Source organism: Rhizobium sp. P2_G2 (assembly GCF_056403555.1).
On sequence record NZ_JBFUFF010000016.1, the window covers coordinates 71,755 to 94,804 of the forward strand.

The following is a 23,050-nucleotide window of genomic DNA, read 5'->3' on the forward strand; positions in this document are numbered from 1 at the left end:
TCGACCATCTAAAAAATATTTTGATTTTTATGGATCAGTCATTGCCGTTTCTTCAGCCTCGACCGTAGATCATAATATACAGGAATATTCCGGAATTGCAAGGAGAAAAATGCGTGATCACAAAGAAAGTTCTTGAATCTATGATTTTAAAAACTATAGTCGGCGGAAACGATAAAAATTAAAAATATAGAACTTAATATTACATTTGATTTAGCAATTAAACTTCTGATTTCTCCTTATGATATACGAAGTTATATATCAAAAAATTTTCGAATGCGCTTGACACCTGCACTGATTTGGCTCATAACAGTGAATATATTTGAAATTGGTTCTTGTACTTCATTGGCCCGCCCTTTGGCGCGATCTCTCTATTAGCTTAAGATGCCCGGCGCTTTTTCTAGCGGATTCCAATTATCAACAAATATCGGTCGAAGACGCGCGCGCGAAGCGTGCGTCATCATTGTCATTTTGAAATATTGAAGAGGAAAATTATGCAGTTCTTGATTGTCGAAGACGTCCATGAAAGTGAAGCTTATCTCGTTGAATCTGAAGAAGTTTTTAAATTTATTCGTGGCGGAAAATTGAAAGGGAAGACGGAACAGGTCCGTGCTGAACCTGACAAGGCGAAAAGGGCAAAGCTGAAGGTTAAACTATTCCCCGCCATTTATCCCGGCTTCATCGGCTCTGGGAAAATATTGAATGAAAATTCCGTTGCGACTGGTGTTATTCAGTACGATGTCGATACGGCCGTCGAACAGACCGATTATGACCATTGGATTGCAGTGGCCAAGACGATTCCATGCGTGCTCTATGTCCATCGGTCGCCGAGCAACAAAATGAAGCTCGCTCTTAAATCGGATTTCGCATTCGATCCGAGCCTGTCATTAGAAGAGAACAAACTCCGATTTGTCCGAGCCTATGATCGTGGTGCTGACTATCTGCATCAGTGGCTTGAAGTCGAATTTGACGATTCTGCCGACAGCATTTCACAAGCCAGCTTCCTTTGTCATGATCCGGATGCCTATTTCAATCCCGATTGCGAGACATTTGAAGTCAACGAACTTTGTGTCGTGGAGGCTGCTGCAGATCCGGTTCTTCCGACCAACTCTGGCGGGAAAAGCGATACGTTGGATTCTCGGGAAGTCACCGAAATGCTGTCGTTCATTCCACGTGATCTAACCTGGCATGAGCGTCGCCCAATCAATTTTGCCGTGCTTTATATCCTCGGTGAACCCGGAATTGGTTTGCTCGAATTTCATTGGATCGTTGACGACAAAGCGAAGCTGAGTTCGGACCTTCGTGGTCAGTTGCGTGCAGCGAAAAGGGATTTCACCGCAAATCTCTGCAAAATTGCAATGAGCTTTGGTTGGCGACCGGACAAGAAGCCCGAAAAGAAGCACGTTCGGGGATGGGATACGAGAAAGCTAAAAGCTGAACTTAGCGACCATGTTTTCGCGCCCATGCTGTCTGTTCCGGATGGCGAGAAGCTCATGAGGGAAACGGTTTCAAATTTTTTCAAGACCGGAGAGTCAACCGTCATTCGCGCATCCATGGGGTTCGGGAAGACCACCCTTGCATTGCAAGAGATCGCGAAATTGCCCTACTCAGTCAACGTTCTAATCCTCTGTTCGACGCATAAGTTGGTGGATGAAAATTACAAGAAATTAAACAGACTTATTGGGCAGCATCGGAAAAAAACCGGATTTAAGCATATGACGAGCGCAACGGTCGTTCGAGGCAAAGGCTACGTAGACGCCAATGGTCACCGGATGTGTGAGAATGGTGATGCATACGAAAAATTCCACGGATCGATTCCGACCGATTTTTGCATGACAGGCTGCATGCGTGGCGCTGTCTGTGATTACACGACGCATATCAATCCGCTGGCTAATATCCGTCTTGCCGCGACTGAAGAGCTTTACAATGCGCCGGGCGCCTTTTGGTGTGGCATTAAGCTTGATGCTTACGATAACGCCGAACCAGCAGATCGGACATGGGAACCAGATTTCATAGTCGTTGATGAAACCTGCTTGCGGTTTGATACTGAAAAGGTTTCTCCCGAGTGCAAATTTGCAAGTCTGCGCGCGGTGCTGTCATCGATGGAACAGCAAAAGTTGCTTAGCGACGCCATTGATGAACACAGATCGAAAATTCTTTCGGATTTCAAAACGCTTTCGCCTGAAAAAAACGCAGCGTCTGGATCAAAGACGCTTCGGTATCTTGCTGATTACGTCTCCAACTGCGTAAGCGCGAAGGAACTGCATCGCGATATTTCATGTTCCGGTGGTGAGCTTCATTTATGCCGCTATCGGACGATCGCCGATCGGTATCAAACCACACCTATCCTCCATCTCGATGCGACAGCCGACGAGCATTTCATGAAAGAGATGTTCCCAAGCGTCCGTTACGTCGACATCAGCGTGAAATCTAAACCCGACATAAACGTGTACCAGACCCCGAATTTTTGCGGATCGAAGAAAATACTCTTTGAGAATGAGGACGTCCGGAACCGCGCGATTGCGCAGATAAAAGCCCTTGTGGAACGGGACCAATTGGGCGGCAGGACAGCCGGGCTAATTACTTACAAGAGTATTCGTGGATGCCCTGACTTTGCGCTAGATGTCGCCGAGCAGGTTGGCGTCAAGCTGGTCCGCCATTTTGGGAATCTTCGCGGGACCAATGAGTTCGAGAATGTCGATTGTCTAATCATCCTAGGCCGCAATTACCTTGACGAGAAGGATTTGAAGAGGCGCGGAAAGGCGTTTTTTGGGGAGAGTATTTCGACAGAGAAATGGGACCAAAACGTACCGGTTCGAATGAAAGCCGGGTCTGCGATGTCATTGTCTAATCACGTATTCAAAGATGATCGGCTGCGGCATATGCATGATCAACTCGCGAAATCCGAGACAAAACAAGCCGTTGGCCGGGCAAGGCTGATCCATGGGCAAGCAAAAGATGTTTACATTTTTACCAACGAAAGCCTTGGCGCAGACGTCGAAATTACCGGTTTTTTTGATTTCGACTATGGAAACTTTACAGAGGATTTCGTCATTTCCGAAAACGAAAAGGCTTTCGAATTCCGGCAGTCTGAACTGAAGAGATTGGGTTTCACCAGCCATCGCATCAGAACTTGCGAGGACCAAATTCGAGACTTTTTGAAACGGTCGGGCTTTGAGTTTTGGAGCGTCACCTATAAAACCAAAGATTACAAGGTGATGAAAGACAAGGAATGGTGCGCAAGGCCGGGCCAAAACTTGGCCGATTTCATCAAGGGAAACATCACTGAAAAGAAGCCGATTTGATCTCGGTTTTAAGCCGGCGACGGGCACACTGTGGTCACACTCAGCCCACAGTAATCGGCCAGTTGCTCGATCCTCGCCGCTCTGTTATAAAGCGGTATGCAGCTGATTTGGCTATGAATTTACATTGGAAAGCGGACGGGCAGCGATAAGCATTTTTTCGTTGACATCGTAGGGGTCACAAGTTCGATCCTTGTCACGCCCACCATCCTTTTTCTTGTGATTACAAGTGTTTAAGGCGGCCTCAAAAAGGGCCGCCTTCTTCATTTTGACCGCGCCCAAGTTTTGCCCATGAAGCTGTTCGCGCCGCTGCGCCGACGCTGGAGAGTTCGACCGGATGTCGCTTGAGATCGCCTGTTGCACGAGGCTGAGATTAGAGCGTGTCGCCTGAAAGTGGGAACCGGTTTCAGGACAACGCGCGTCCAAGACAGTCAAGGTCCGGCACAGCCGGCACGACGTCGCTCGAAATGGCTGAAGCTGACGGCAGTGTCTACTTGTAGTTTATCGGTTCACATATTTTTCAGTAATTTGTCAGATTACTTAATTACCTTTCTCTCATGTATGGCGCCCGGACATGCAGGTTTCAGACAGTCAATCGCATGCGAAGCCACCCAATGGAGGCCTCGCGCATCCAAGGGTGATTGGGTGGCGGGGAACGTCGGCTTTGGCCATGGGCGGCAGCAACCAGATGCTGTTCCTGATCACCGCCCTGTTCGTCGGCCAGGGTGACATTGCAGGCCAGGGGAGCGCGTCGCTGGTCCTGTTGGCGCTTGGTCTTGTTCTGAGCTACGTGTCCGCTCCCGGCTGGACCGAGCTGGTGCTCATGTCGCCCAATCGGGTGGGTGGCATATCGGCCGCCTGCACCGAGGCGTTCAAACCCTATAGTCCAATCCTGTCGGCACTGACGGGTGTCTGTTATTGGTGGGGCTGGGTTCCGACCTGTGGCGTCACGGCGATCCTTTCCGGGGTCGCAATCCAGCAATGGTGCCTGCCTGGCGTTCCGGTTTCGATCATTGCCATTGCCATCGTCTCCACCTTCACCGTGGTCAACCTGCTGGGCGTGCGCTGGGTCGCGGGTCTGGCCATCCCGATCGCCTGCGCATCGGCAACGCTTGCCTTCCTGTCCGCGATCATACCGATATTGAGTGGTGCCGTTGATTGGCACAGGTCGTTCGACCTGCACATCACCGTTCCTTTCCCAGGCTGGTTCGGCACGATGACATCGTTGATGGCCGGCCTTTATCTGGTGGGCTTCGGCGCGCCTGCCTTCGAGGCCGCGACATGCCATGTCGGAGAGACCGTCGATCCGGTCAGGAACGTGCCGCGTGCGATGCGCGTCAGCGGCCTTATGGCGGGCCTGTTTTTCGTCATCCTGCCGATCGTCTGGCTTGGAACACTCGGCCCCGAAGCGCTTGGCCATGATCTCTCCGAGGTTCTCGGGCCGACCTTCGCGCCGGCGTTTGGCAGCGGCGCAAAGGCGGCGGCAATCGGCTTCATGATGTTCAACATGTTCCACGGCACCCTCCAGCCATTGGCGGGCGCGGCCAGAACACTGGCACAGATTTCCGAGGATGGCCTTGCGCCCCGCTTCCTGTCGAAACGCATGTCGACCGACGCGCCCTATGTCGCGACACTAGCGACCGCCGGCTTCGCCATTGCATTTCTGCTGATCGGCGACCCGATCTGGTTGATCGCGGCGGCCAATTTCACGTATCTGATCGGCATATGCATGCCATCGGTCGCCGTCTGGCTGCTGCGCCGCGACGCACCCGACGCCGAGCGACCCTATCGCGCGCCGAAAGGCACCATCAGTCTCGGCCTGGGCGCCGCCGCGGTCTGGGGCGCAAGCGCCATGCTCGGCTTCGAACAATTCGGGCTGCCGACCGTGGTGATCGGCCTGCTGATGGCCTATTCCGGAGCCCTGCTCTACGGTTGGCGAAAGCTGCAGGACCGGCGCGAAACCGGCCAGAAAGGCGTCGGGAACTCGCTGCACGTCAAACTGACCGGCGCCATGCTCCTGGTGCTGGCGCTCGATGCCGGCGGCTATATGCTGGCGATCGGCGCCATACCGAAGAGCGATGCCGGCTTCGTCGCCGTGCTCGAAGATATTTTCGTTGCTGTTGCACTCCTGACGATCAGTGTCGGAATTGTCCTGCCGGGCATGATTGCGCATTCCGCCGACCAGGTCAGCGCCGCAGCGCGTCGACTGGCCAACGGCACCGTCAAGGATCTGGCCAATGCCATGGAGGCGCTGGGCTCCGGACGCCTGGATGCCGCCGTCGCCTCGATCGATGTCGTGCCCGTCATTGTCAATTCACGCGATGAACTGGGCGCCATGGCGCACAGCTTCAACCTGATGCAGGATGGGGTGAAACACGCGGCGCTCGGCCTGCAGCAGGCCCGCATCGGTTTGAGCAACGCGCGCTCGGATCTGGTTGAAACCAACAAGACGCTGGCGGTGACGGTTGCCGAACAGGAGCGATTGACCGGCGAACTTCTGGTCGCCAAGGAAGCAGCGGTGCGCGATGCGACACATGACGCACTGACAGGCCTGCCGAACCGGACGTTCTATATGACCCGGGCAAAGGCAGCAATCGAACAGGCAAAAGGACGGGAAAGCTACAATTTCTCGGTCCTGTTCATTGACCTCGATCGTTTCAAGATCATCAATGACAGCTTGGGACATATCGTGGGCGATGACCTGCTGATCAGCGTCGCCGATCGTTTGCGCGCTTTGCTCGGCGACGGCAGTAAAGAGCAATCGGCGTTCGTTTCCACGATACGCGGAAATCTGCTGGCGCGATTGGGCGGTGACGAGTTCATCGTGCTGATCGCCGACGACGACAATGCGGGCAAGGCATGGCGTCTGGCGGAGCAGATCCAGAAGGTTCTGGCAGAGCCCTTCGTCCTGGGACGCGAACTCGTCCATACCACGGCCAGCATCGGCATCGCCGGCAATGGCTCAGCCTATCTCGACCCAATCGATCTGCTGCGCGATGCCGACCTTGCCATGTACCAGGCCAAGACCCTTGGAAAGGCCCGGGCCGCCATCTACGATCCGTCGATGCACGATGCGGCGTCAGCGCGCATGCACCTGGAAAACCGCCTGCGCCTGGCCCTGGCAAATGAAGAATTCGTTCTGCATTACCAGCCGATCGTGTCGTTGAAGTCGCAACAAGTCTCCGGATTTGAAGCCCTGATCCGATGGCAGCGCAAGGACGAACCGCTGATCTACCCCGGAGGTTTCATAAATGTGGCCGAAGATACCGGCCTGATCGTTCCGCTGGGGCTCTGGGTGTTGCGAGAGGCCTGCCTCAAGGCAAAGTCCTGGACCGATATGTTCGGCAGCGATCAACACCTGACGATGAGCGTCAACCTCTCGCCACGCCAGTTCGCTCAGCACGACCTGGTCGAATGCGTACAGAGGGTGCTGGCGGAAACAGAGGTCGATCCGAAGCTCATCAGACTCGAACTCACCGAGAGCAGCACCGTCGACAATCCCGAACGCGCCGTCAGCGTCATGAAGCAGTTGAAGGCACTGGGTGTCCAGATCAGCCTTGACGATTTCGGCACCGGCTATTCATCGCTCAGTTACCTGCATCGATACCCGATCGATATTCTGAAGATCGACCGCTCCTTCATATCGCGCATGATGGAGAATGCCGAAAACCTGCAGCTCGTCACCACCATCCTTGCGATGGCGAAGGGCATGCGCATGAGCGTCGTCGCCGAGGGGATCGAAGAGGAAGCCCAGGCGCAGCAACTCGCCGATCTGGGCTGCGAATGGGGACAGGGCTACCTGTTCGCAAAACCACTCACACCCGAAGACGCCGAAATCTGGCTCCAGGTCCGGGATCTCAATCAAGCCAATCTGCGCCTGGCCAAGCCGGAGCGTTCGAGCGGCCAAGGCCGGAAACCGAAGAAAAGCGTGGCGACCGGTACTGACGTGTAGTGCCAACGTCACGCGGGCCATCACCGCTCCGCCTGACTCGGTGGCCAGCAGACCTCGGGAGCCGACTTGCAACTACCGGCCCTTCCATTCGGTGCATGAAGCGCGAACGGTTCGCCTGAACGGGAACCGGACGATTGAGCTGTTGTGCAGGTGCGATGGCGAAAGAGAGCCTGTCACAAGCGGCTACAGCACCCGTGACAGGAATTCGCGCGTGCGTGCCGATTGCGGATTGGCGATCATGGCGCGGGGCTCGCCGCGTTCGACGATCACGCCCTGGTCCATGAAAATCAGTTGATCACCGATCTCGCGGGCAAAGCCGATCTCGTGGGTGACGACGACCATGGTCATGCCGCTTTCGGCCAGATCGCGCATGACGCTCAGCACCTCGCCGACCAGTTCCGGGTCGAGCGCCGATGTCGGTTCGTCGAACAGCAGCACTTTCGGCTTCATCGCCATGGCGCGGGCAATCGCCACGCGCTGCTGCTGGCCGCCGGAGAGTTCCCTTGGATAGCGGTTGTGCTTGTCCGACAGGCCGACACGCGCCAGGAGCACGGTCGCTTCGGCGCGGGCCTGTTCCGCGGCAATGCGGCGGACCTGTACCGGCGCCTCGATCATGTTTTCCATGACGGTCATATGCGAGAACAGGTTGAAGGACTGGAAGAGCATGCCGATCTCGGCCCTGCGCTGGCAGAGCAGGTCGTCCCGGACTTCGTAGAGATTGTCGCCGGCCAGGTCGTAGCCGACGAATTCGGCGTCGACCAGCAGCAGCCCGCCGCTGAGCTTCTCCAGGTGGTTGATGCAGCGCAGAAAGGTGCTCTTGCCGGAGCCGGAAGGTCCGATGATGCAGGTCACCGATCCCGTGGGTACATCCAGATCCACGCCCTTCAGCACTTCGAGGCTGCCATAGGACTTTCGCACCCCACGGGCGAAAACCATGGAATCGCGCGGGATCTGGAAGCGGGCACGGTTGGCGCTCTTGGCGTCAGACATGGCTTTGCTTCCTCGGCCAGCCCACGGCATTGCGCATGATGTCCAGCAGCATGGAATCGTCGCGCTTGTCGCTTCGCCCGAAATGCCGTTCGAGGAAATGCTGGCCGACCGACATGATGCTGACAACGGCGAGATACCAGAAGGCCACCACGATCAGCAGCGGGATGGTTTCGAAGGTACGGGCATAGATGCTCTGCGCCGAATAGAAGAGATCATCGACGGCGATGAAGGTCACCAGCGAGGTCAGCTTGAGCACGTTGATCGCATCATTGCCGGTCGGCGGCACGACGAAGCGCATCGCCTGGGGCAAGATGATGCGTCTGAGGATCTTGCGATAGGACATGCCGAGCGCGCTCGCCGCCTCGGCCTGGCCGCTCGGCACGGACTTGATGCCGGCCCGGATGATCTCGGCCATATAGCCCGCCTCGCACAGCGACAGCGCCACCACGGCGGAGAGGAAGGGTGTCATCAGGTCATTGGTGCGCACCGAGAAGATCGTGCCGAAAAACGGCAGCGTCAGCGAAATCTCGCGCACCAGCAGCGACAGATTGAACCAGAAGATCAGCTGGATCAAAGCCGGCACGCCGCGGAAGAACCAGACATAGAGGCCGGCAAAGGCCCTGAGAACAGGGCTCGGCGACACGCGCATGATGGCAATCACCGTGCCGACGACGATAGCGACGGCCATGATCAGCACGGTCAGTATAAGCGTAGTTTCAAGACCGCGCAGGATCGGCGGATGGAGCAGGTAGCGCAAGGCCGTGTCCCAGGCAAAGGCGGGATTGACCGCGAATGCCCGGATGATCAGGCCGGCCAGGACAAGCGCCAGCACTGTCCCGACCCAGATGCCATAATGTCGCCGGGGAACGACCTTCAGGCGCAAGACCTGATCCGCGACGGCCATGTGGGCGCCGCCCCCGAGAGGATCTGCGATGCTCATGTCTCAATCCCTGCAGCGTCGAAACCGACGCCTGAGCCTATTTTAGCATCGAGCGCCGCTGCATCGGAGGATGCAACGGCGCTCGGTATCATTCAAGACGCGCTGAATAGGACGCATGTGCCGAACGACTGCATCAATCGGCACGCAGCGACTGCATGCTGTTGACGAAATAGGGTTCCTTGATCGCGTAGGAGCCCATGCCGTATTTGTCGAGGATCTGTTTGTAGGTGCCGTTCTTGAACAGTTCGCCGAGAGCGGCGACCATCATGTCGGCGGTAGCCGGGTCGTTCTTGGCGATCGCCATGCCGAGCGGTGCGACGTCATAGAGCGTCGGCAGGACGACGAGCTGGCCCTTGCTGGTCACTTCGAAATAGCTGGATGCCGTGGCGTCGTCCATGCGCGCATCGATGCGGTCGGAAAGCACGGCCTGGACGATGTCGGTCGACGAATTGAACACCGATTTCGCGATCGCTGCCTTGCCCTTGTCGGTGCATTCCTTGCTGAGCGTGTCGACGAGGAAATCGGACGCAGTGCCCGCCGACACGCCGATCTTCTTGCCACACAGCGGCAGGTCGCCGGAGAAGCTGGCCTTCTTGTCGGGTGTGGTCGACGCCGCCACGCCGGCCTTCATGAACATGACGAAATCGACCTGCTGCAGCCGCTCCGGCTTGGCCGAAAAAGTCTCCCAGGCGATTTTGAACCGTCCCGCGGCAAGGCCCGGGATCATTGACGGGAAGGGCGTGCGCTGAATGTCGAGCTTGGCGTCGACCAGCTTGGCCACTTCGCCCGCCAGTTCGATGATGATGCCGGCCTGGTTGCCATCGGCGTCGATATATTCGAACGGAGCGTAATCAAGCGTGTTGGCGACGGAGAGCTTGCCGGAGCTTTCGACATCGGGCGAACGCTTGACCTCCGCCGAAGTCGCCGGGCCGCTCCATACGGAAAGCAGCGCGCCAAGCGTCATGCCTGCCACTACCAGATGTCTTCTCATGTCAGACGTTCCTCTCATTGTTGTTGTCACTCCCAGCTGCGAAGGTTTTGGCTTTGCCCGTCCCTCGCGATGTCCGATCCGGCGCACCGGTCGAATCCTCCCAAACCTCGGCCCGCCGGCCGGCGCATCAGTGTCGCGCGGCCATGGCGCCTTGCGCCTGCTGCTTGCGATAGTGATAATTCTTGTCGATCCGCTCCATGAGATAGTCCCCATAGAGCACCGGCGGATATTTGGCCGTCGCGCCCGGTTGCACGCAGACCGGCAGCGCCTCGATCATCTCGTCCATGGACGGGTCGAAGAAGAACGGCTGCGAATAGCGTTCGCGACCGGTGCGATTGATGACGCGATGCGGCGTCGACACGAACAGGTCGTTGGACCAGCGGGCCAGGATATCGCCGACATTCATCACGAAGGAATCCGGCACAGGCGGGGCCGGCACCCATTCGCCGGCCTTGTTCTTGACCTCGAGGCCGCCGACATCGTCCTGCGCCAGAAGCGTGATGAAGCCATAGTCCGTATGCGGCGCAGAGCCGAACAGCCCTTCTTCCTGGGGCTGCGTCGGATAGTGCAGCAGGCGCAGGAAGGTGGTGGGGTCGTCGAAATAGCGGTCGAGGTCATCGGACGGCAATCCGAGCGAAAGGGCGATCGCGCCGACCATCTTGCGCGCCAGCGTGCTCATTTCGTCGACATAATGCTCGACCGTGTCGCGGAAGCCGGGCAGCAGAGCCTCCTCCGGCCATTGGTTCGGCCCCTGGAGCGGCTTTTCGGCCAACGCCTTGGGGTCGTTCGCATCCACTTCGTGCATGAAGAAGATCGACTCGCTCTGGTTCGGCTTGCTGACGGTGGCAACCGACGACGTGACGATGGTCGAGCCGGCAAAGGGCAGGAAGCCGCGGAAATTCCTGTCGATCTTGAGCCTGAGCTTCTGCTCGTCCGGAAGCGCGAAGAAACGCTTGCTGGCGTCGCGCACCGCCTCGACATCGGCGCGCGGAATCGGGTGGCCGACCACATAGAGAAAACCGATCTGTTCCAGATAGGTGCGCAGCGTTGCAGCCGTGGCGCGGATGGCGGCCTCGTCCTGGCCATAGAGCGGGGAGACATCGAGGATCGGGATCTCGGAAAAATCGCCTCGGTCGTTCGGGTTCATCGCCAACTCCTCTATTGAACATACGATACTGTATTGTATTTCTACACAGGAAAATGATATCGGCAATAGCTAATATTCAATGATCGGAAGCCCACCGCAATGACCCCACGCAAGATCATCATCGACACCGATCCCGGGCAGGACGACGCTTTCGCCATCCTGTTCGCGCTCGGCTCTCCCAAGGAGTTGGAGGTGGTTGGCGTGACGACCGTCGGCGGCAACGTGCCTCTTGCCCGAACTGCGGTGAATGCATTGAAAGTGGTCGAACTGGCCGGCCGGCCCGATATCCCCGTCTATGCCGGCTGCCCGGCGCCAATGGTCCGGCCGCTGATGACGGCGGAATATGTGCATGGCGAAACGGGCCTCGACGGCGCCGATCTGCCGGATCCGGTCACGCCGCTGCAGGCCGAGCACGCAGTCAACTACATCGTGCGTGCGATCATGGCCGCGCCGGAAGGCGAAATCACGATTTGCACGCTCGGCCCGATGACCAATCTGGCCATGGCAATGGTGATGGAGCCGCGCATCATCCCGAGAATCCGCGAGGTCGTGCTCATGGGCGGCGGCTTTTTCGAAGGCGGCAACGCCACGCCGGCGGCGGAGTTCAACATCTATGTCGACCCGCATGCCGCACACAAGGTGTTCGCCTCGGGCGTGCCGGTGACCATGGCGGGGATCGACTGCACCTATACGGCGCAGATGACGCCTGAATGGCTGGACACGCTGCGCCGGACCGGCAGCCGGGCCGCGATCGAAGCCGCCAACCTCGCCGACTTCTACCGCCAATATGGATCGCACAAGTTTCCCACCGAAGCCCGGCCGATCCACGATGCCTGCGTCACGGGCTATCTTCTCGCACCCGAAATCTTCGAGAGGAAACAGTGCTATGTCACCGTCGATATCTCGTCGCCAGTGACGATCGGCATGACGGTGGTCGACTGGTGGCACGTCACCAAACAACCAAGAAATTGCAATGTGTTGCGCCGCATCGATCCGGCGCCGTTCTTCGCACTGATGCTGGAGCGGATCAGCGCACTTCCTTGATTCCGCTTACCCTTGTTGATAACGGCTGTAGGACAGACATCCGCCGTTATCAGCCACGTTGCAGGCTGGAGAGCAGAAGAACCCTTGGCAAAATCAGACCCGTCACGTGACGCTGCCGCAAAATCGAAGAAGAGCGCCCCCCGGCAAACGCTGACGCGCGAGGATTGGATCGCGGCCGCGCGCAAGGCGCTGGAGAAGCGCGGCATTGCCGAGGTGAAGATAGATCGCCTCGCACGTCATTTCAAAATCACCCGCGGCAGCTTCTATTTTCACTTCTCGAGCCTCAAAGCCTTGCAACAGGCTCTGCTGGACGACTGGAGACGAACGAATTGCCAGCCGTTCCAGGCCATGGTCGACATCGAGGTCGCCGACGGGGTGCAGTTCTTCAGCGATATCGTGCATGTCTGGGTCGACGAAAAACCCTTCAGCCCCAAGCTCGATCTGGCGGTCCGGGACTGGGCGCGGGGCTCGAAAGAGCTCAATGCCGAAGTGACCGCTATCGACGAATTGCGCATCTCGCTTCTCGTCCGCGCCTTCCTCAAGATGGGCTATCCGGACGATGAAAGCGTCGTGAGGGCCCGCATCACCTATTTCCACCAGATCGGCCAATACGCCTTGTCGTTCAAGGAAGATCCGCTTGTCCGCCAAAGCTATCAGCCGCTATTCGGGGATGTGCTGCTGGGACCGTTGGGGAAAAGCCCCTGACCTGTGAGACAAGTTCAGTGCGCCGAGATGGGCAACGGTTGAAAGACCCACAAATGTGGGTATATTGATCTTATGGGATCTGGAAACAAGCCGATGGAAACGAGTAGAGACGATGCGCTGAAAGTGCGGATGGATGGCGAGACACTTGCCATGATGGATGCCGCACGCGCCTATCTCAACCTCGACAAAAGCAAATTCATCCGCGAAAGCGTGCGAGAGAAGGCGGCTGCGGTGATCGCCGAACACGAACGCACCCGCTTCACCGGCGGGGATTGGCTTTCCTTCTTTGCAGCGCTGGAGCAACCGGCGCCGCCGACAGAGCGCATGCGCAAGGCGGCCAAAAAATTCCGCGACATCTCGGCCTGACATGGAATTCCTGGCGCTCGATCCGAAACGCCACGATCGCAAGGGTTTCGATTGCGGCGTCGCCGCGCTCAATACCTATCTGCAGCGCTTCGCTGGCCAGGATATCGCCCGCGGTCTGACGCGGGTCTATGTGCTGGCCGACGACGCGGAGATCATCGGCTACTATTCGCTCAGTGCACATGCAGTGGCGCGCGATGCTCTGCCGGAGACGATGCGTGTCGGCGCGTACACGGAACTCCCCTTTCTTCTGCCGGGTCGCCTCGCGGTCGCCAGCAAATGGCAGGGTCAAGGCTATGGCGACGCCCTGATCGTCCACGCCTTTGAGACGACGCGGACCACGGCCAAGGCTGTCGGCATCCTCGGAATGGTCGTCGATGCTAAGGATGAGAACGCCGCGAGATTTTACCAGGGCTTTGGTTTCCACCGCCTGGCCGGCACCGCGAACCGGCTCGTCTTGCCCATCACAGCCATGGACGGCCTGCTGGATAGCTAAAGCATGTCTCCCGAAAGTGGCCTCCGGTTTCGGGATAAAGACATGCTAAAACAAAGAGCTAAAGCGTGTCGCCCGAATCCCATTTCACGCGACACGCTTTAGAGCACGCCCGTTTTGTCGGGATTTCATTCTTYCTCTGGGAGAGAGCCTAATCCCGCCGAGCCCCCTCGATCAGCTCCGCAAATATCCCATCGAGGTCATGCCGCAACCGCCAGCCCGGATAATCCGCCCGAAACCGGCTCGTATCGGAAATCCACCACGCATGATCACCATAGCGCTCGACAGGTTCTTCGACCCTGTCGATCCGCCGGCCCAACATCTCACCGACAGTATCCAGGGCTTCGTTGACCGAACAAGAGAGCGCAGCGCCGCCGCCCATATTGTAGATCGTGGGCCGCACGCGTTCGCTGGCGATGCGGCAGAGGGCGTCGGCGAGGTCTTCGGCGTGGAGATTGTCGCGCACCTGGAAGCCATTGTGGCCGATCACCCGGTAGCAGCCGGCGCTGACCGCCACCTTGGTGAGATAGGCGAGGAAACCGTGCAGTTCGGCGGCGCGGTGGCCGGGGCCGGTGAGGCAGCCGGCTCTGAGGCAGACGGTGAACAGGCCGAAGCGCGAGGCATATTCCTGGACATAGAGGTCGGCCGCGGTCTTGGAGACGCCGAACAAGCTATGTGCGGTATTGTCGATCGACATGCTCTCGTCGATGCCGCGCGCGTGGAACGGATGCGCCTCGTCGAGAACGAGACGCCGGCCCTGCGGCCGCAGCGGCAGCCGGTTGGGGTGATCGCCATAGACCTTGTTGGTGCTGAGGAAGACGAAGGTGGCCGACGGCGCCTGGCGGCGCGTGGCTTCGAGCATGTTCAGCGTGCCGCCGGCATTGATGGCGAAATCCTGCACGGGATCGCCGGCCGCCCAATCGTGAGACGGCTGGGCGGCGGCGTGGATGACGACGGCAATGTCCTTGCCGAGCGATTTGAAGATCGCCTCGATGCCCTCGGCATCCCTTATATCGACGTCATGGTGGCGGTATCGGGCGAGGTCGCGTTCGAGGCGCTGCCGTTCCGGCAAGGTGCTGGCGGCGTCGCCGAAGAAGTGGCTTCGCCGGTCGCTGTCGATGCCGACAATATCGAAGCCTTCGGCGTGAAACCGGCGCGCGGCGGCGGCGCCCACAAGGCCGGCTGAGCCCGTGATGACTGCAATCGAGGATGCCACTCAGTTCTTGTCCCGCATCACGCGCGTGCCGATGACGAAATTCTTGAGTATTATGCGATCGGCCCAGCTGTCGCCCAATCCGAAGCGCTTGGTCTCCGGGTCGTTCCAGCCGCCGCCGCGGAACACGGCATTGGAGCAGTCGCCCTTCAGGCAGTCATTGGTCCATTGCCAGACATTGCCGGCCACATCGTAAAAGCCTTCGGAGGTCGGCGGGAAAGCCTTGACCGGCGAAGTATAGACATACTTGTCGCTGCAACGGACCACAGGCCGCGGGTCCTTGGCGAACACCTTCTTGTAGCTCTCGTCGGCGATGTTGCCGCGGGCGCAGACATTGCCGAGTTTCTTCCCCCAGGGATATTTCGTCTTGTTCGGATGCGCCATGGCGTCGGATTCGGCGAAGGTCAGCAGCCGGTAGGGCTTGCCGGTCTTCTTCGTCAGCCAGTCGGCATAGGCGACGGCATCGAGCCAGCTGATGCAGACGACGGGATGGTCGTCGGTCTGCTCGAAACCGGGAGACTGCCAGCTTGCCTTGTCATCATTGTTCCAGTTGACGCCGTCATTGAGCAGGCAGCCGCCTTTCGCGACAAAGTCGGTGTCCTGGGCGAAGGCTGCGAATTGCTTGCGGGTCACCAATGTCTGGCCGATCGCCGTGCCGTCCTTGCGGGCAATCAATTCGGGACAATCGCTGCAGTCCTTGATGATCTCGGCGGCGCTGGTGGTTGTCGTCCAGGAGACCATGGCCAGAAGCGTCATTGCCGTGCGAAACGGCCGGCCCCGCCCGGCGGAGCGGGCCACAGATGTCTTACGTCTCAAAGTCGTCTCCCTCACGGCACCCAAGCGCATCATATATTTTTAGCGAGATCCCTGCACCTCATTGCGGGTCGGTGACGACACGCAGGCCATAGGTGTTGAAGCGAATTTTCGGACTGTTCCAGATCGCCCTCGACACACGCAAGTCGGCCGGCGGACTGGCCCAGCTGCCGCCGATGAGATAGTGGTCGGCGCCATTGTTGACGGCGGTCGCTGTCCATTGCCAGGCATTGCCGACAACGTCTTCCAGACCGAACGGGTTCGGCTCGAAACTGCCGACCGGCGACGTCCCCTTGGTATCGAAGGCCGAGCCGCAGGCGAGGCAATTGGCTCTCCCCTCGCCGATGCTTTGCCCCCACCAGTAGGGCCCATCCTCGCCCGCCATCGCGGCATAGCGATATTCGGCCACGGTCGGCAGGCGATAGGTGACGCCCGCCTTGGCGCTCAGCCATTTCAGATAGGCCTCGACATCGGGCAGGTTCAGGCACACGACCGGGTCCTTGTCGGTCTGGGCGATGCCCGGATAATTCCACCGGCATCCCCAGTCCTGCTGCTGGTAGTTCGTCTCGTGGATGAAAAAGCCGTATTGCGCCCGGGTGATCTGCGTCTGGCTCATGCGCAGCCCGCTCGGCAAGGTCACCATGACCGGGCAGACATCATTGCAATCGCTGCTGGTCACGATCTTGGCGCGTGGCAGCACGAAGTCGTCGGCAAAGGCAGGCGCCAACCAGCTTTGTGCGATGGCACAGAGCAGCAGCCCCAGGGGCCAGAATGCATATTTCATGAGGGTGACCCTAACTTGGCCAGCATCGGATCCGCTTCGGAAGCGCCCAGCGACTTCGCCTTGATCAGCAGCCGCCGTGCCTGTCCGAGATTTCTGCCGATGCCGAGGCCGTCGCGATAGAAGATGGCAAGATTGACGATAGCGGTCGGATTGTTCTTGTCGGCGGCGCGCTCCAGCCAGGCGCGCGCCACGACATAGTCCTTGTCCCAGATGTCGCCGCTCGCCAGCATGACGCCGACTGCCGTCTGTGCATGCGTCTCGCCCGTGGCGGCGGCGGCGACCACGAGATCAATCACCTGCTGCGAGGTCAGGCGCCCGGTCTGGGGCTCATTGATGCTGGCCTGGTAGGCCCTGATCGCCTGTTTCGTCGAGCGGTCGAGCACGCCGTTGATGTCCTGCGGCGGATAGCCCAGCGCATCCAATCCATATTGGATGATATTGACCGGCAGCGTGTCGGCGCGGTGTTGTATGGCGCTCGCCAGATCTTCCGGCGTGTCCGAATTCGTGTCGAGCTCGGTCCTGATCTGGGCCGCCCGCTCAAGCGCCTTGATCCGCGCCTCCGCCAGGTCGGCATTGGGACCGGACGGCATCCGGCGCAGATAGGCCCTGAAATCTTCCGGATTGCGGCTGGTGCGAATCGTCATCCAATAGACATCGTCGAGCGAGGCGGCGGACATGTCGCGCTGCTTGTCGGATGTGCGCAGCGAGTCCAGCCGGTCGAGCGCCAGCGAGCGGTAGAACGTGTCGTGATATTCTCCCAGAAACGCCACGATCGCAGTCTCGGTCCCGGCGCGAGAGGCATCATCCCAGGCTTTCGATATGCCATGGTCCTCCACTTTCGCGGTCTCGATGGGCTTGGGAACCAGATAGATCTCGTCTTCCCCGAGCGTGCCATAGGTGACGGGCGTCTGCTCGTTGTCGGTCTCTTCCCGCACCCGGGCGGCAACCTTGCGGAACACGAAATTTAGTTCGAGACCCGGCTCGTTCAGGGTTTTCAGCAGTGCGGTCGTGTAAGGACTATGATTGCCCTGGCCATCCATGGCGACAGCACCGGCATCCGCCGCAAAGGCCACCAGCGTCACGCCCGTGGGATCGACCCGCGCAAGCCCGCGCGTCACCGATCGCGACGCCCCGTCCTCCTGCATTTTTGCCAGGAACGGATTGTTCCGGCACGCGTCGAGGATCACCAGTCTGAGCTTGTGCGCACCATCCAGGGCCGAAATCACCCGTGGCAGCGAGATCGCTTCGTCCTGCACCGAACTGGCACGCGTAATCCGGGCATCCGTCGGAATGAGATAGTTGACGCCATGCATTTCGAGGCCGTGCCCGGCATAGAAGAACAGGGCGATATCAGCCTTGTCGGCAACCGTTTCGAACTTCTGCAGCGCGCCGCGAAAGCCCTGTGCATCGACGTCAAGCGCGGTTTGGACCACAAAACCCATCGAACGCAATTCCTTGGCGATTGCCTCGGCATCATTGCGCGGATTTGGCAGATGCTGAACCTGCTCATAGGCGCCGTTGCCGATGACGAGGGCGACGCGCGAGCCGGGCGGAAGCTTGTCCAGAACAGCACTGAGAGCAGGACTGACCAAAAACAGGAAAAGCAATTGCGTGAAAGCAACCAGCGCTAATAGACTTCTGAGCAAGCTGCCGTTCCAAACCGCAAATCGGAAACCACTGTGATCGCGCCTCAAGTCGTCTCCAATCCCATCACTGCCGCAAGGTTTGAACTGATAAAACCGACGATCTTGCATGGCCGTTTCCTGCTCGACTCTCGTCTTTCTGCTCGGTTTTCCGGCTTGACTTTAGGACGTAACTCTTACCACAGTTCAGGGAAAGCATAAAGTAACATCGGGAACAGCGGCGGCAGCTCAGGTCGGTGGGATTGTCTCGGACGTTCCGCATGCAATCTTTCGAGGAGAGCCCCCGACAAGTCGATGCGCAAACATCCATCCCTGAGCATAGTCATCACAAACTATAATTACGGCAACTATTTAGGGGCGTGCATCGGCAGTGCGCTACGCCAGACGCGCCCGGCATTGGAAATCATCGTCGTCGACGATGGCTCGACCGATGGCAGCATGGAGGTGCTCGAAGAGTTCGGCAGTCACATTCACGTTATCGGCAAATCCAATGGCGGTCAGGCGTCGGCTTTCAACGCCGGATTTGCGGCGGCGCGCGGCGATCTCGTCTACTTTCTCGATGCCGATGACATTGCCAGGCCGGAGCTCGTGGAAACCGTCACCAGTCTATGGCACGAGAGCCTCGCGGCGCTGTGCTTCGGCCTCGAATTGATCGATGCCGGCGGCCGCCACATGGGCGCATATGACATCCTGCCGCATGATATCGACAACCGCCAGATCTTCCTCAACACCGCCAGCTTCGATTTCCTCCCGACATCAGGCAATGTCTTTGCCAGACGGGTTCTCGAGCGTCTGATGCCCATGGAAGAAGCGCGCTGGCGCATCTGCGCCGATGCGGTCCTGCTCAGGGCCGCGGCGATCGAAGGCCGGATCATGCCGGTTCGCCGTACACTGGCCGCCTACCGCATCCACCCCAACAACAATTATTATATCCAGGGCGCATCCGATCTCTGGCGCGACCGCCGCGGCATGCGCGACCTCTCGGATCTGGCCGAGGGATTTGCCGGCGCGCCGCGCTACTTCGGCTCGGCAGGCGCCGCTGAGGACGAGCGGCACGAGCGCGATGCCAATGCCATCGTGCTGATGACATCCGGCATTCGCGCCCGCGCCGGCCGTGCCGCCAATTTCGACCACATGCATGCGACCGGCGGAGCGCTGAGGCGATTGGGCCGCAGGATTGCCGGCGCCTCGCTGCCGTTGCGCGCCAGGCTCGGCCTGCCCACAGCGCTTTACGCCACGTCGCTGCTGGCCGAACGCTCCACAACCTTGCGGCGCTGGCTGGTGGAACCGGGCCACAGGCCTGCCGCGGTGCTCTGGGTGCTCGATCGTCTCGGTTACCAGGATTTTGCCGCCTTCCGACGCGACGCCGGCGTTCCGCGCTGGCGCGCACCGCAAGTGCCCGGCCGGAGCTATAACTTTACCGAGACGACAGAAGGCCTGCCGATCCTGCGCCATGGCTGGCGCATGCACTCGCTGCCGGATTTCGCCTCGATGACCGGCACCAGGGCGCAATTGTCGATCTGCTTCAACCCCTCGCCTGCGGCGCATGTGGTCAAGCTTTCGGTCCTGCCCCATCATGCCCGGCCGGACATATCGATGCGGCTGCTGGTGAGATTGCACGGCCAGGTCCTGGTCTCCTCGGAGATCTCAGGCGCTTGCTTGGTCGAGGTGCCGCTGCCGGAACGGGCGACGGCGCATGGCGGCGAGGTTCTGCTGGAACTGGAGCTTGAAAAACAAGCCGCGCGCGGCGGCAACCGGCTTCACCGTCTCAGGGCGGCCGTGCCGACCATCGCGCTCGAAAGCATCACTGTCGAGCGCGCCGAGACCCTCTGGCGCTCGGCCTATATCGAAGACGGCGCACTGCGCCCTTTTGCCGACCTGCTCGATGCCGGGCAGTCAACCGGATTTGTCGCCCTCCCATCCGGATCGGGCGAACTCAGCGAACCCAGCGGCCAGGCGCGGCTGTCGCTTCTCACGACGCAAGCGCCTTTCGTCCTCACCCTGCATCTGCCGCCGGAGCAACCATCCGGTCTCATGCGCATCAGCGGTGACGGGCGGGAATTTTACTATGGTCAATGGGGGGTGGCGGATCGGCTGGAGATCGACCTGCCAGCCATGGCCGGCGTCGACAATCGGCTGATAGTGCTGACATTCGCCTTCAAGCCCAGCGACATGCTCGACATGCGCCGGCCGGTGATTGCGGCGATCGCCTTCCGCAAGACGCGCAGCGAATATCATCTCGGCTTGCAGACCGGCGCGACAATTGCCGCGCCCTCGGTCAATCCAGGCCAGCATTTCAACTTCTTCCGAGATTCACCGGCCCAGGCGGCTTTGGCCAAGGGCTGGCACCAGGATCACGAAATGATGCCTGTCGCCACCGAAGGCACGGCCGACCTCATCCTGCGTCTGCCGGGACGCGGCGGGCCCGCGAGCGCGGTCATGGAAGTGACACCTATTCTCGATCCGATGGAAGGGCTCAAGCATGTGATCGGCGTGTCGCATGACGGCCATCTGCTGGTGCAGACGCTGCTCGAAGGCGCCGCCGAAATCGACGTTCCGCTGGCCGGTCTGGTCGGACGCAGGCAGGGTGCCGTCGAACTGTCGCTGCATTCCTTCCTGGTGGCGGATGGCGATGACAGCATCCGCCCCGGCCCGATCCGTCTCGAAAGCATCCACTTCGCAGGCGCAATGCCCGACCATCCGGCATCGGCGATCTTCGCAGCGCCCCAGCCCGCCGGCGAAGACCACGCCCTGTGGGCCGGAAGCGTCGAAGCCTGCCTGTCGGCGGCCGTGGCCTTCATCGACAATATGCCGGCCTGGGAATTCGAAGGCTCCGATAGCGACGCCTCGGCGCACACGCTCATAAAATTTCGCAGCAAGCTGATTGCCGCACTTTCCCGGTTGGGAGACATCGGCCTCAATGGCATTCTCACCAGTGAGACGACGCTGAGGCAGATTTTTCGCCTCCAGTCATCGATCGACATGGTCTGCGGCGACACTGTGCATGCGGACGGACTCGACCAATGGCCGGGCGAGCCGACCGAGGCGCTGGGACGGGCCCTGATCGCGCTCGCCGGCGGCCCGGCCTGGGCAAGCGCCGCATTGGCCGACCTCACCGGCTTTCCGCCGCAACTCCTCTGGCACGTTCCGGCGCTGGCCGGGTTTCTGACGCGATCGCCGTCGCATATCCCGGAACCGGAAGACCGGGAGGCCTATGCCCGCTTCGTCGAACGCCTGGTGGCCAGCGCCGACGAATGCCTGGCACGGCAACCCGAAAATTCTGCGCTGCACCTGCTGGCAACCGAGATCATTCGCAGCCTTCAGCCCCGGCATCTTCTGTTCTCCACCGGCACGGCGGTTTCCACCGTCGCGACCATGGGGCGAGCGATCGAGCGCCAGTTGCTCCAGGAAAACTATCCGCTCGCCTGGCTTTCGCCGGTCCCCGATAGCGCGCGCTCCAGGCTGCGTGTCGGCGTGGTCATGCGCGCCTGGGACCATGCGCCGGAACCGCGGATCATTGCCGGACTGTTCACCGCCGCCGACCCGCGCCTGCAGACAGTGCGGATCACGCTGACGACGCCCGATCCGACGCTCGACAGCGGCGATTTCGACGCGGTCATCAATCTCGACGGGCTCGCTGTGGGAGAAGCCGTCGACACCATCCGCGCGGCACGACTGGACGTCGTCCTGCTCGGCTCCTATTTCCTCGGTCTCGACCAATTGGCGACCATCGCCGCCCACAGATTGGCACCGGTGCAACTGGCCATGGCGGCGATTTCACCGACATCGACAGGGTTTTCATCCTTCGACGGCATGCTGACCAGCGAGGAACTGGACCCAAGCTCGGCGCCGCCGGGCTATTGCGAGCGGATCATCCGGCTCCCCGGCCCGGTTCAGCGCTTCGGTCAGCCTGGTCCGGATGAGCCGGCATCCGAGGTCCTTCGAACTCCGGACTTCCGGACAAAAATCAGAGCGCTGCATGGCCTGCCGCCGGACGCCACGCTCTATGTCAGCGGCGCGATGGTGCAGAAGATCGGCTCCGACCTTCTCGATGCCTTTGCCAGGATCTTGCAGGACGTCGATGACGCAACAATCGTCCTCTATCCTTTCGCAGCCAATTGGCTGACGAAATTCTCGCCCGCCGCTTTCCGGCGCATCGTCAGAGAGGCGCTGGCGTCGCGAAACCTCCCGGCGGAGCGCATCCGCATCCTGGCGCCGCTGTCGCGAGAGGAGGTCGCGGATCTCCTGGCCAGCGCCGATGTCTACCTCGACAGTTTCCCCTATGCCGGCGCGACGACGGTCGTCGAGGCGCTGGAGCAGAACTGCCCGGTGGTCGCGCTGGAAGGGGCCACCCAAAGGGCGAGGCAAGGCGCTGCCTGGGTCAGGCAGGCCGGTCTGGAGGTTGCCTTGACGGTCGACGACTATGTCGAAACCGCCATACGCCTGGGCAAATCCGATGATATCAGGGCCGCTGCCCGCGCCAGGATCGAAGCCTATCTTGCCGCCGGACCAGGGCACCGAGGCAATTCCGAATTCGCAACCGCGTTCGCCGACCGGCTGCTGTCGGTTGCGGCGGAGCGTGGCGTGCATATCGCGCCTGACGCCTCACCTTCCCCATTTTCGGACGAAGGACAGTCCGGCAACACGTGATGTTGAATTGCCGCGCTGCGCTT

General features: G+C 59.8%; 15 protein-coding genes. 7 read left to right on the top strand and 8 right to left on the bottom strand.

The genetic code is table 11. The annotated features are described in order from the left end of the window. Nucleotides 1-491 precede the first annotated feature (491 nt). Together AC1D06_RS14875 and AC1D06_RS14880 are read left to right on the top strand one after the other, a co-directional pair. Nucleotides 492-3,302 carry a BT4734/BF3469 family protein gene (locus AC1D06_RS14875; protein ID WP_477986793.1) on the top strand — a complete coding sequence of 937 codons (2,811 nt, stop codon included), beginning with the start codon at nt 492-494 and terminating at the stop codon, nt 3,300-3,302. Nucleotides 3,303-3,969: 667 nt separating this feature from the next. Further along, nucleotides 3,970-7,251, top strand: a complete 3,282-nt coding sequence (locus tag AC1D06_RS14880; RefSeq protein ID WP_477986794.1) for an EAL domain-containing protein — start codon at nt 3,970-3,972, stop codon at nt 7,249-7,251. A gap of 183 nt (nt 7,252-7,434) precedes the next feature. Here AC1D06_RS14880 and AC1D06_RS14885 read toward each other — a convergent pair whose 3' ends face one another. The 4 genes from AC1D06_RS14885 to AC1D06_RS14900 all read right to left on the bottom strand — a co-directional run bounded on the left by AC1D06_RS14885 (nt 7,435) and on the right by AC1D06_RS14900 (nt 11,319). Then, nucleotides 7,435-8,241 carry an amino acid ABC transporter ATP-binding protein gene (locus AC1D06_RS14885; RefSeq protein WP_477986795.1) on the bottom strand — a complete coding sequence of 269 codons (807 nt, stop codon included), beginning with the start codon at nt 8,239-8,241 and terminating at the stop codon, nt 7,435-7,437. Beyond that, nucleotides 8,234-9,181 (bottom strand): amino acid ABC transporter permease, encoded by a 948-nt coding sequence (locus AC1D06_RS14890; protein WP_477986796.1) that lies wholly within the window; start codon nt 9,179-9,181, stop codon nt 8,234-8,236. The genes AC1D06_RS14885 and AC1D06_RS14890 overlap by 8 nt, the downstream gene beginning before the upstream one ends. 133 nt (nt 9,182-9,314) lie before the next feature. Then, nucleotides 9,315-10,172 carry an ABC transporter substrate-binding protein gene (locus tag AC1D06_RS14895; protein ID WP_477883257.1) on the bottom strand — a complete coding sequence of 286 codons (858 nt, stop codon included), beginning with the start codon at nt 10,170-10,172 and terminating at the stop codon, nt 9,315-9,317. Between the two features lie 127 nt (nt 10,173-10,299). Next, the gene (locus AC1D06_RS14900; protein WP_477986797.1) at nt 10,300-11,319 is read right to left on the bottom strand and encodes an isopenicillin N synthase family dioxygenase; all 1,020 of its coding nucleotides are present in this window, start codon (nt 11,317-11,319) and stop codon (nt 10,300-10,302) included. Nucleotides 11,320-11,418: 99 nt separating this feature from the next. Here AC1D06_RS14900 and AC1D06_RS14905 point away from each other — a divergent pair, with 99 nt between their 5' ends. The 4 genes from AC1D06_RS14905 to AC1D06_RS14920 all read left to right on the top strand — a co-directional run bounded on the left by AC1D06_RS14905 (nt 11,419) and on the right by AC1D06_RS14920 (nt 13,927). Then, complete coding sequence (locus AC1D06_RS14905) at nt 11,419-12,363, top strand: nucleoside hydrolase (protein WP_477986798.1); 945 nt, start codon at nt 11,419-11,421, stop codon at nt 12,361-12,363. Nucleotides 12,364-12,447: 84 nt separating this feature from the next. Beyond that, nucleotides 12,448-13,068 (top strand): TetR/AcrR family transcriptional regulator, encoded by a 621-nt coding sequence (locus tag AC1D06_RS14910; RefSeq protein ID WP_477986799.1) that lies wholly within the window; start codon nt 12,448-12,450, stop codon nt 13,066-13,068. Between the two features lie 93 nt (nt 13,069-13,161). Continuing rightward, entirely contained in the window at nt 13,162-13,434 is a 273-nt protein-coding gene (locus AC1D06_RS14915) for a type II toxin-antitoxin system TacA family antitoxin (RefSeq protein WP_477986800.1), read from the top strand. A gap of 1 nt (nt 13,435) precedes the next feature. Further along, nucleotides 13,436-13,927, top strand: a complete 492-nt coding sequence (locus AC1D06_RS14920) for a GNAT family N-acetyltransferase (RefSeq protein WP_477986801.1) — start codon at nt 13,436-13,438, stop codon at nt 13,925-13,927. Between the two features lie 148 nt (nt 13,928-14,075). Here the strand turns inward: AC1D06_RS14920 and AC1D06_RS14925 are convergent, their stop codons facing one another. Genes AC1D06_RS14925 through AC1D06_RS14940 form a run of 4 tightly spaced genes read right to left on the bottom strand, consistent with a single transcriptional unit; the run spans nt 14,076 to nt 18,380 of the window. Continuing rightward, complete coding sequence (locus tag AC1D06_RS14925; protein WP_477986802.1) at nt 14,076-15,140, bottom strand: NAD-dependent epimerase/dehydratase family protein; 1,065 nt, start codon at nt 15,138-15,140, stop codon at nt 14,076-14,078. After that, complete coding sequence (locus tag AC1D06_RS14930; RefSeq protein WP_477986803.1) at nt 15,141-15,953, bottom strand: formylglycine-generating enzyme family protein; 813 nt, start codon at nt 15,951-15,953, stop codon at nt 15,141-15,143. A 58-nt stretch (nt 15,954-16,011) separates the two neighbouring features. Further along, complete coding sequence (locus tag AC1D06_RS14935) at nt 16,012-16,734, bottom strand: formylglycine-generating enzyme family protein (protein WP_477986804.1); 723 nt, start codon at nt 16,732-16,734, stop codon at nt 16,012-16,014. Next, complete coding sequence (locus AC1D06_RS14940) at nt 16,731-18,380, bottom strand: caspase family protein (protein ID WP_477883241.1); 1,650 nt, start codon at nt 18,378-18,380, stop codon at nt 16,731-16,733. Before AC1D06_RS14940 ends, AC1D06_RS14935 begins: the two co-directional genes overlap by 4 nt. Before the next feature lie 291 nt (nt 18,381-18,671). On the opposite strand from AC1D06_RS14940, the gene AC1D06_RS14945 reads away from it, so the two are divergent. Further along, the gene (locus AC1D06_RS14945) at nt 18,672-23,027 is read left to right on the top strand and encodes a glycosyltransferase (protein WP_477986805.1); all 4,356 of its coding nucleotides are present in this window, start codon (nt 18,672-18,674) and stop codon (nt 23,025-23,027) included. Nucleotides 23,028-23,050 lie beyond the last annotated feature (23 nt).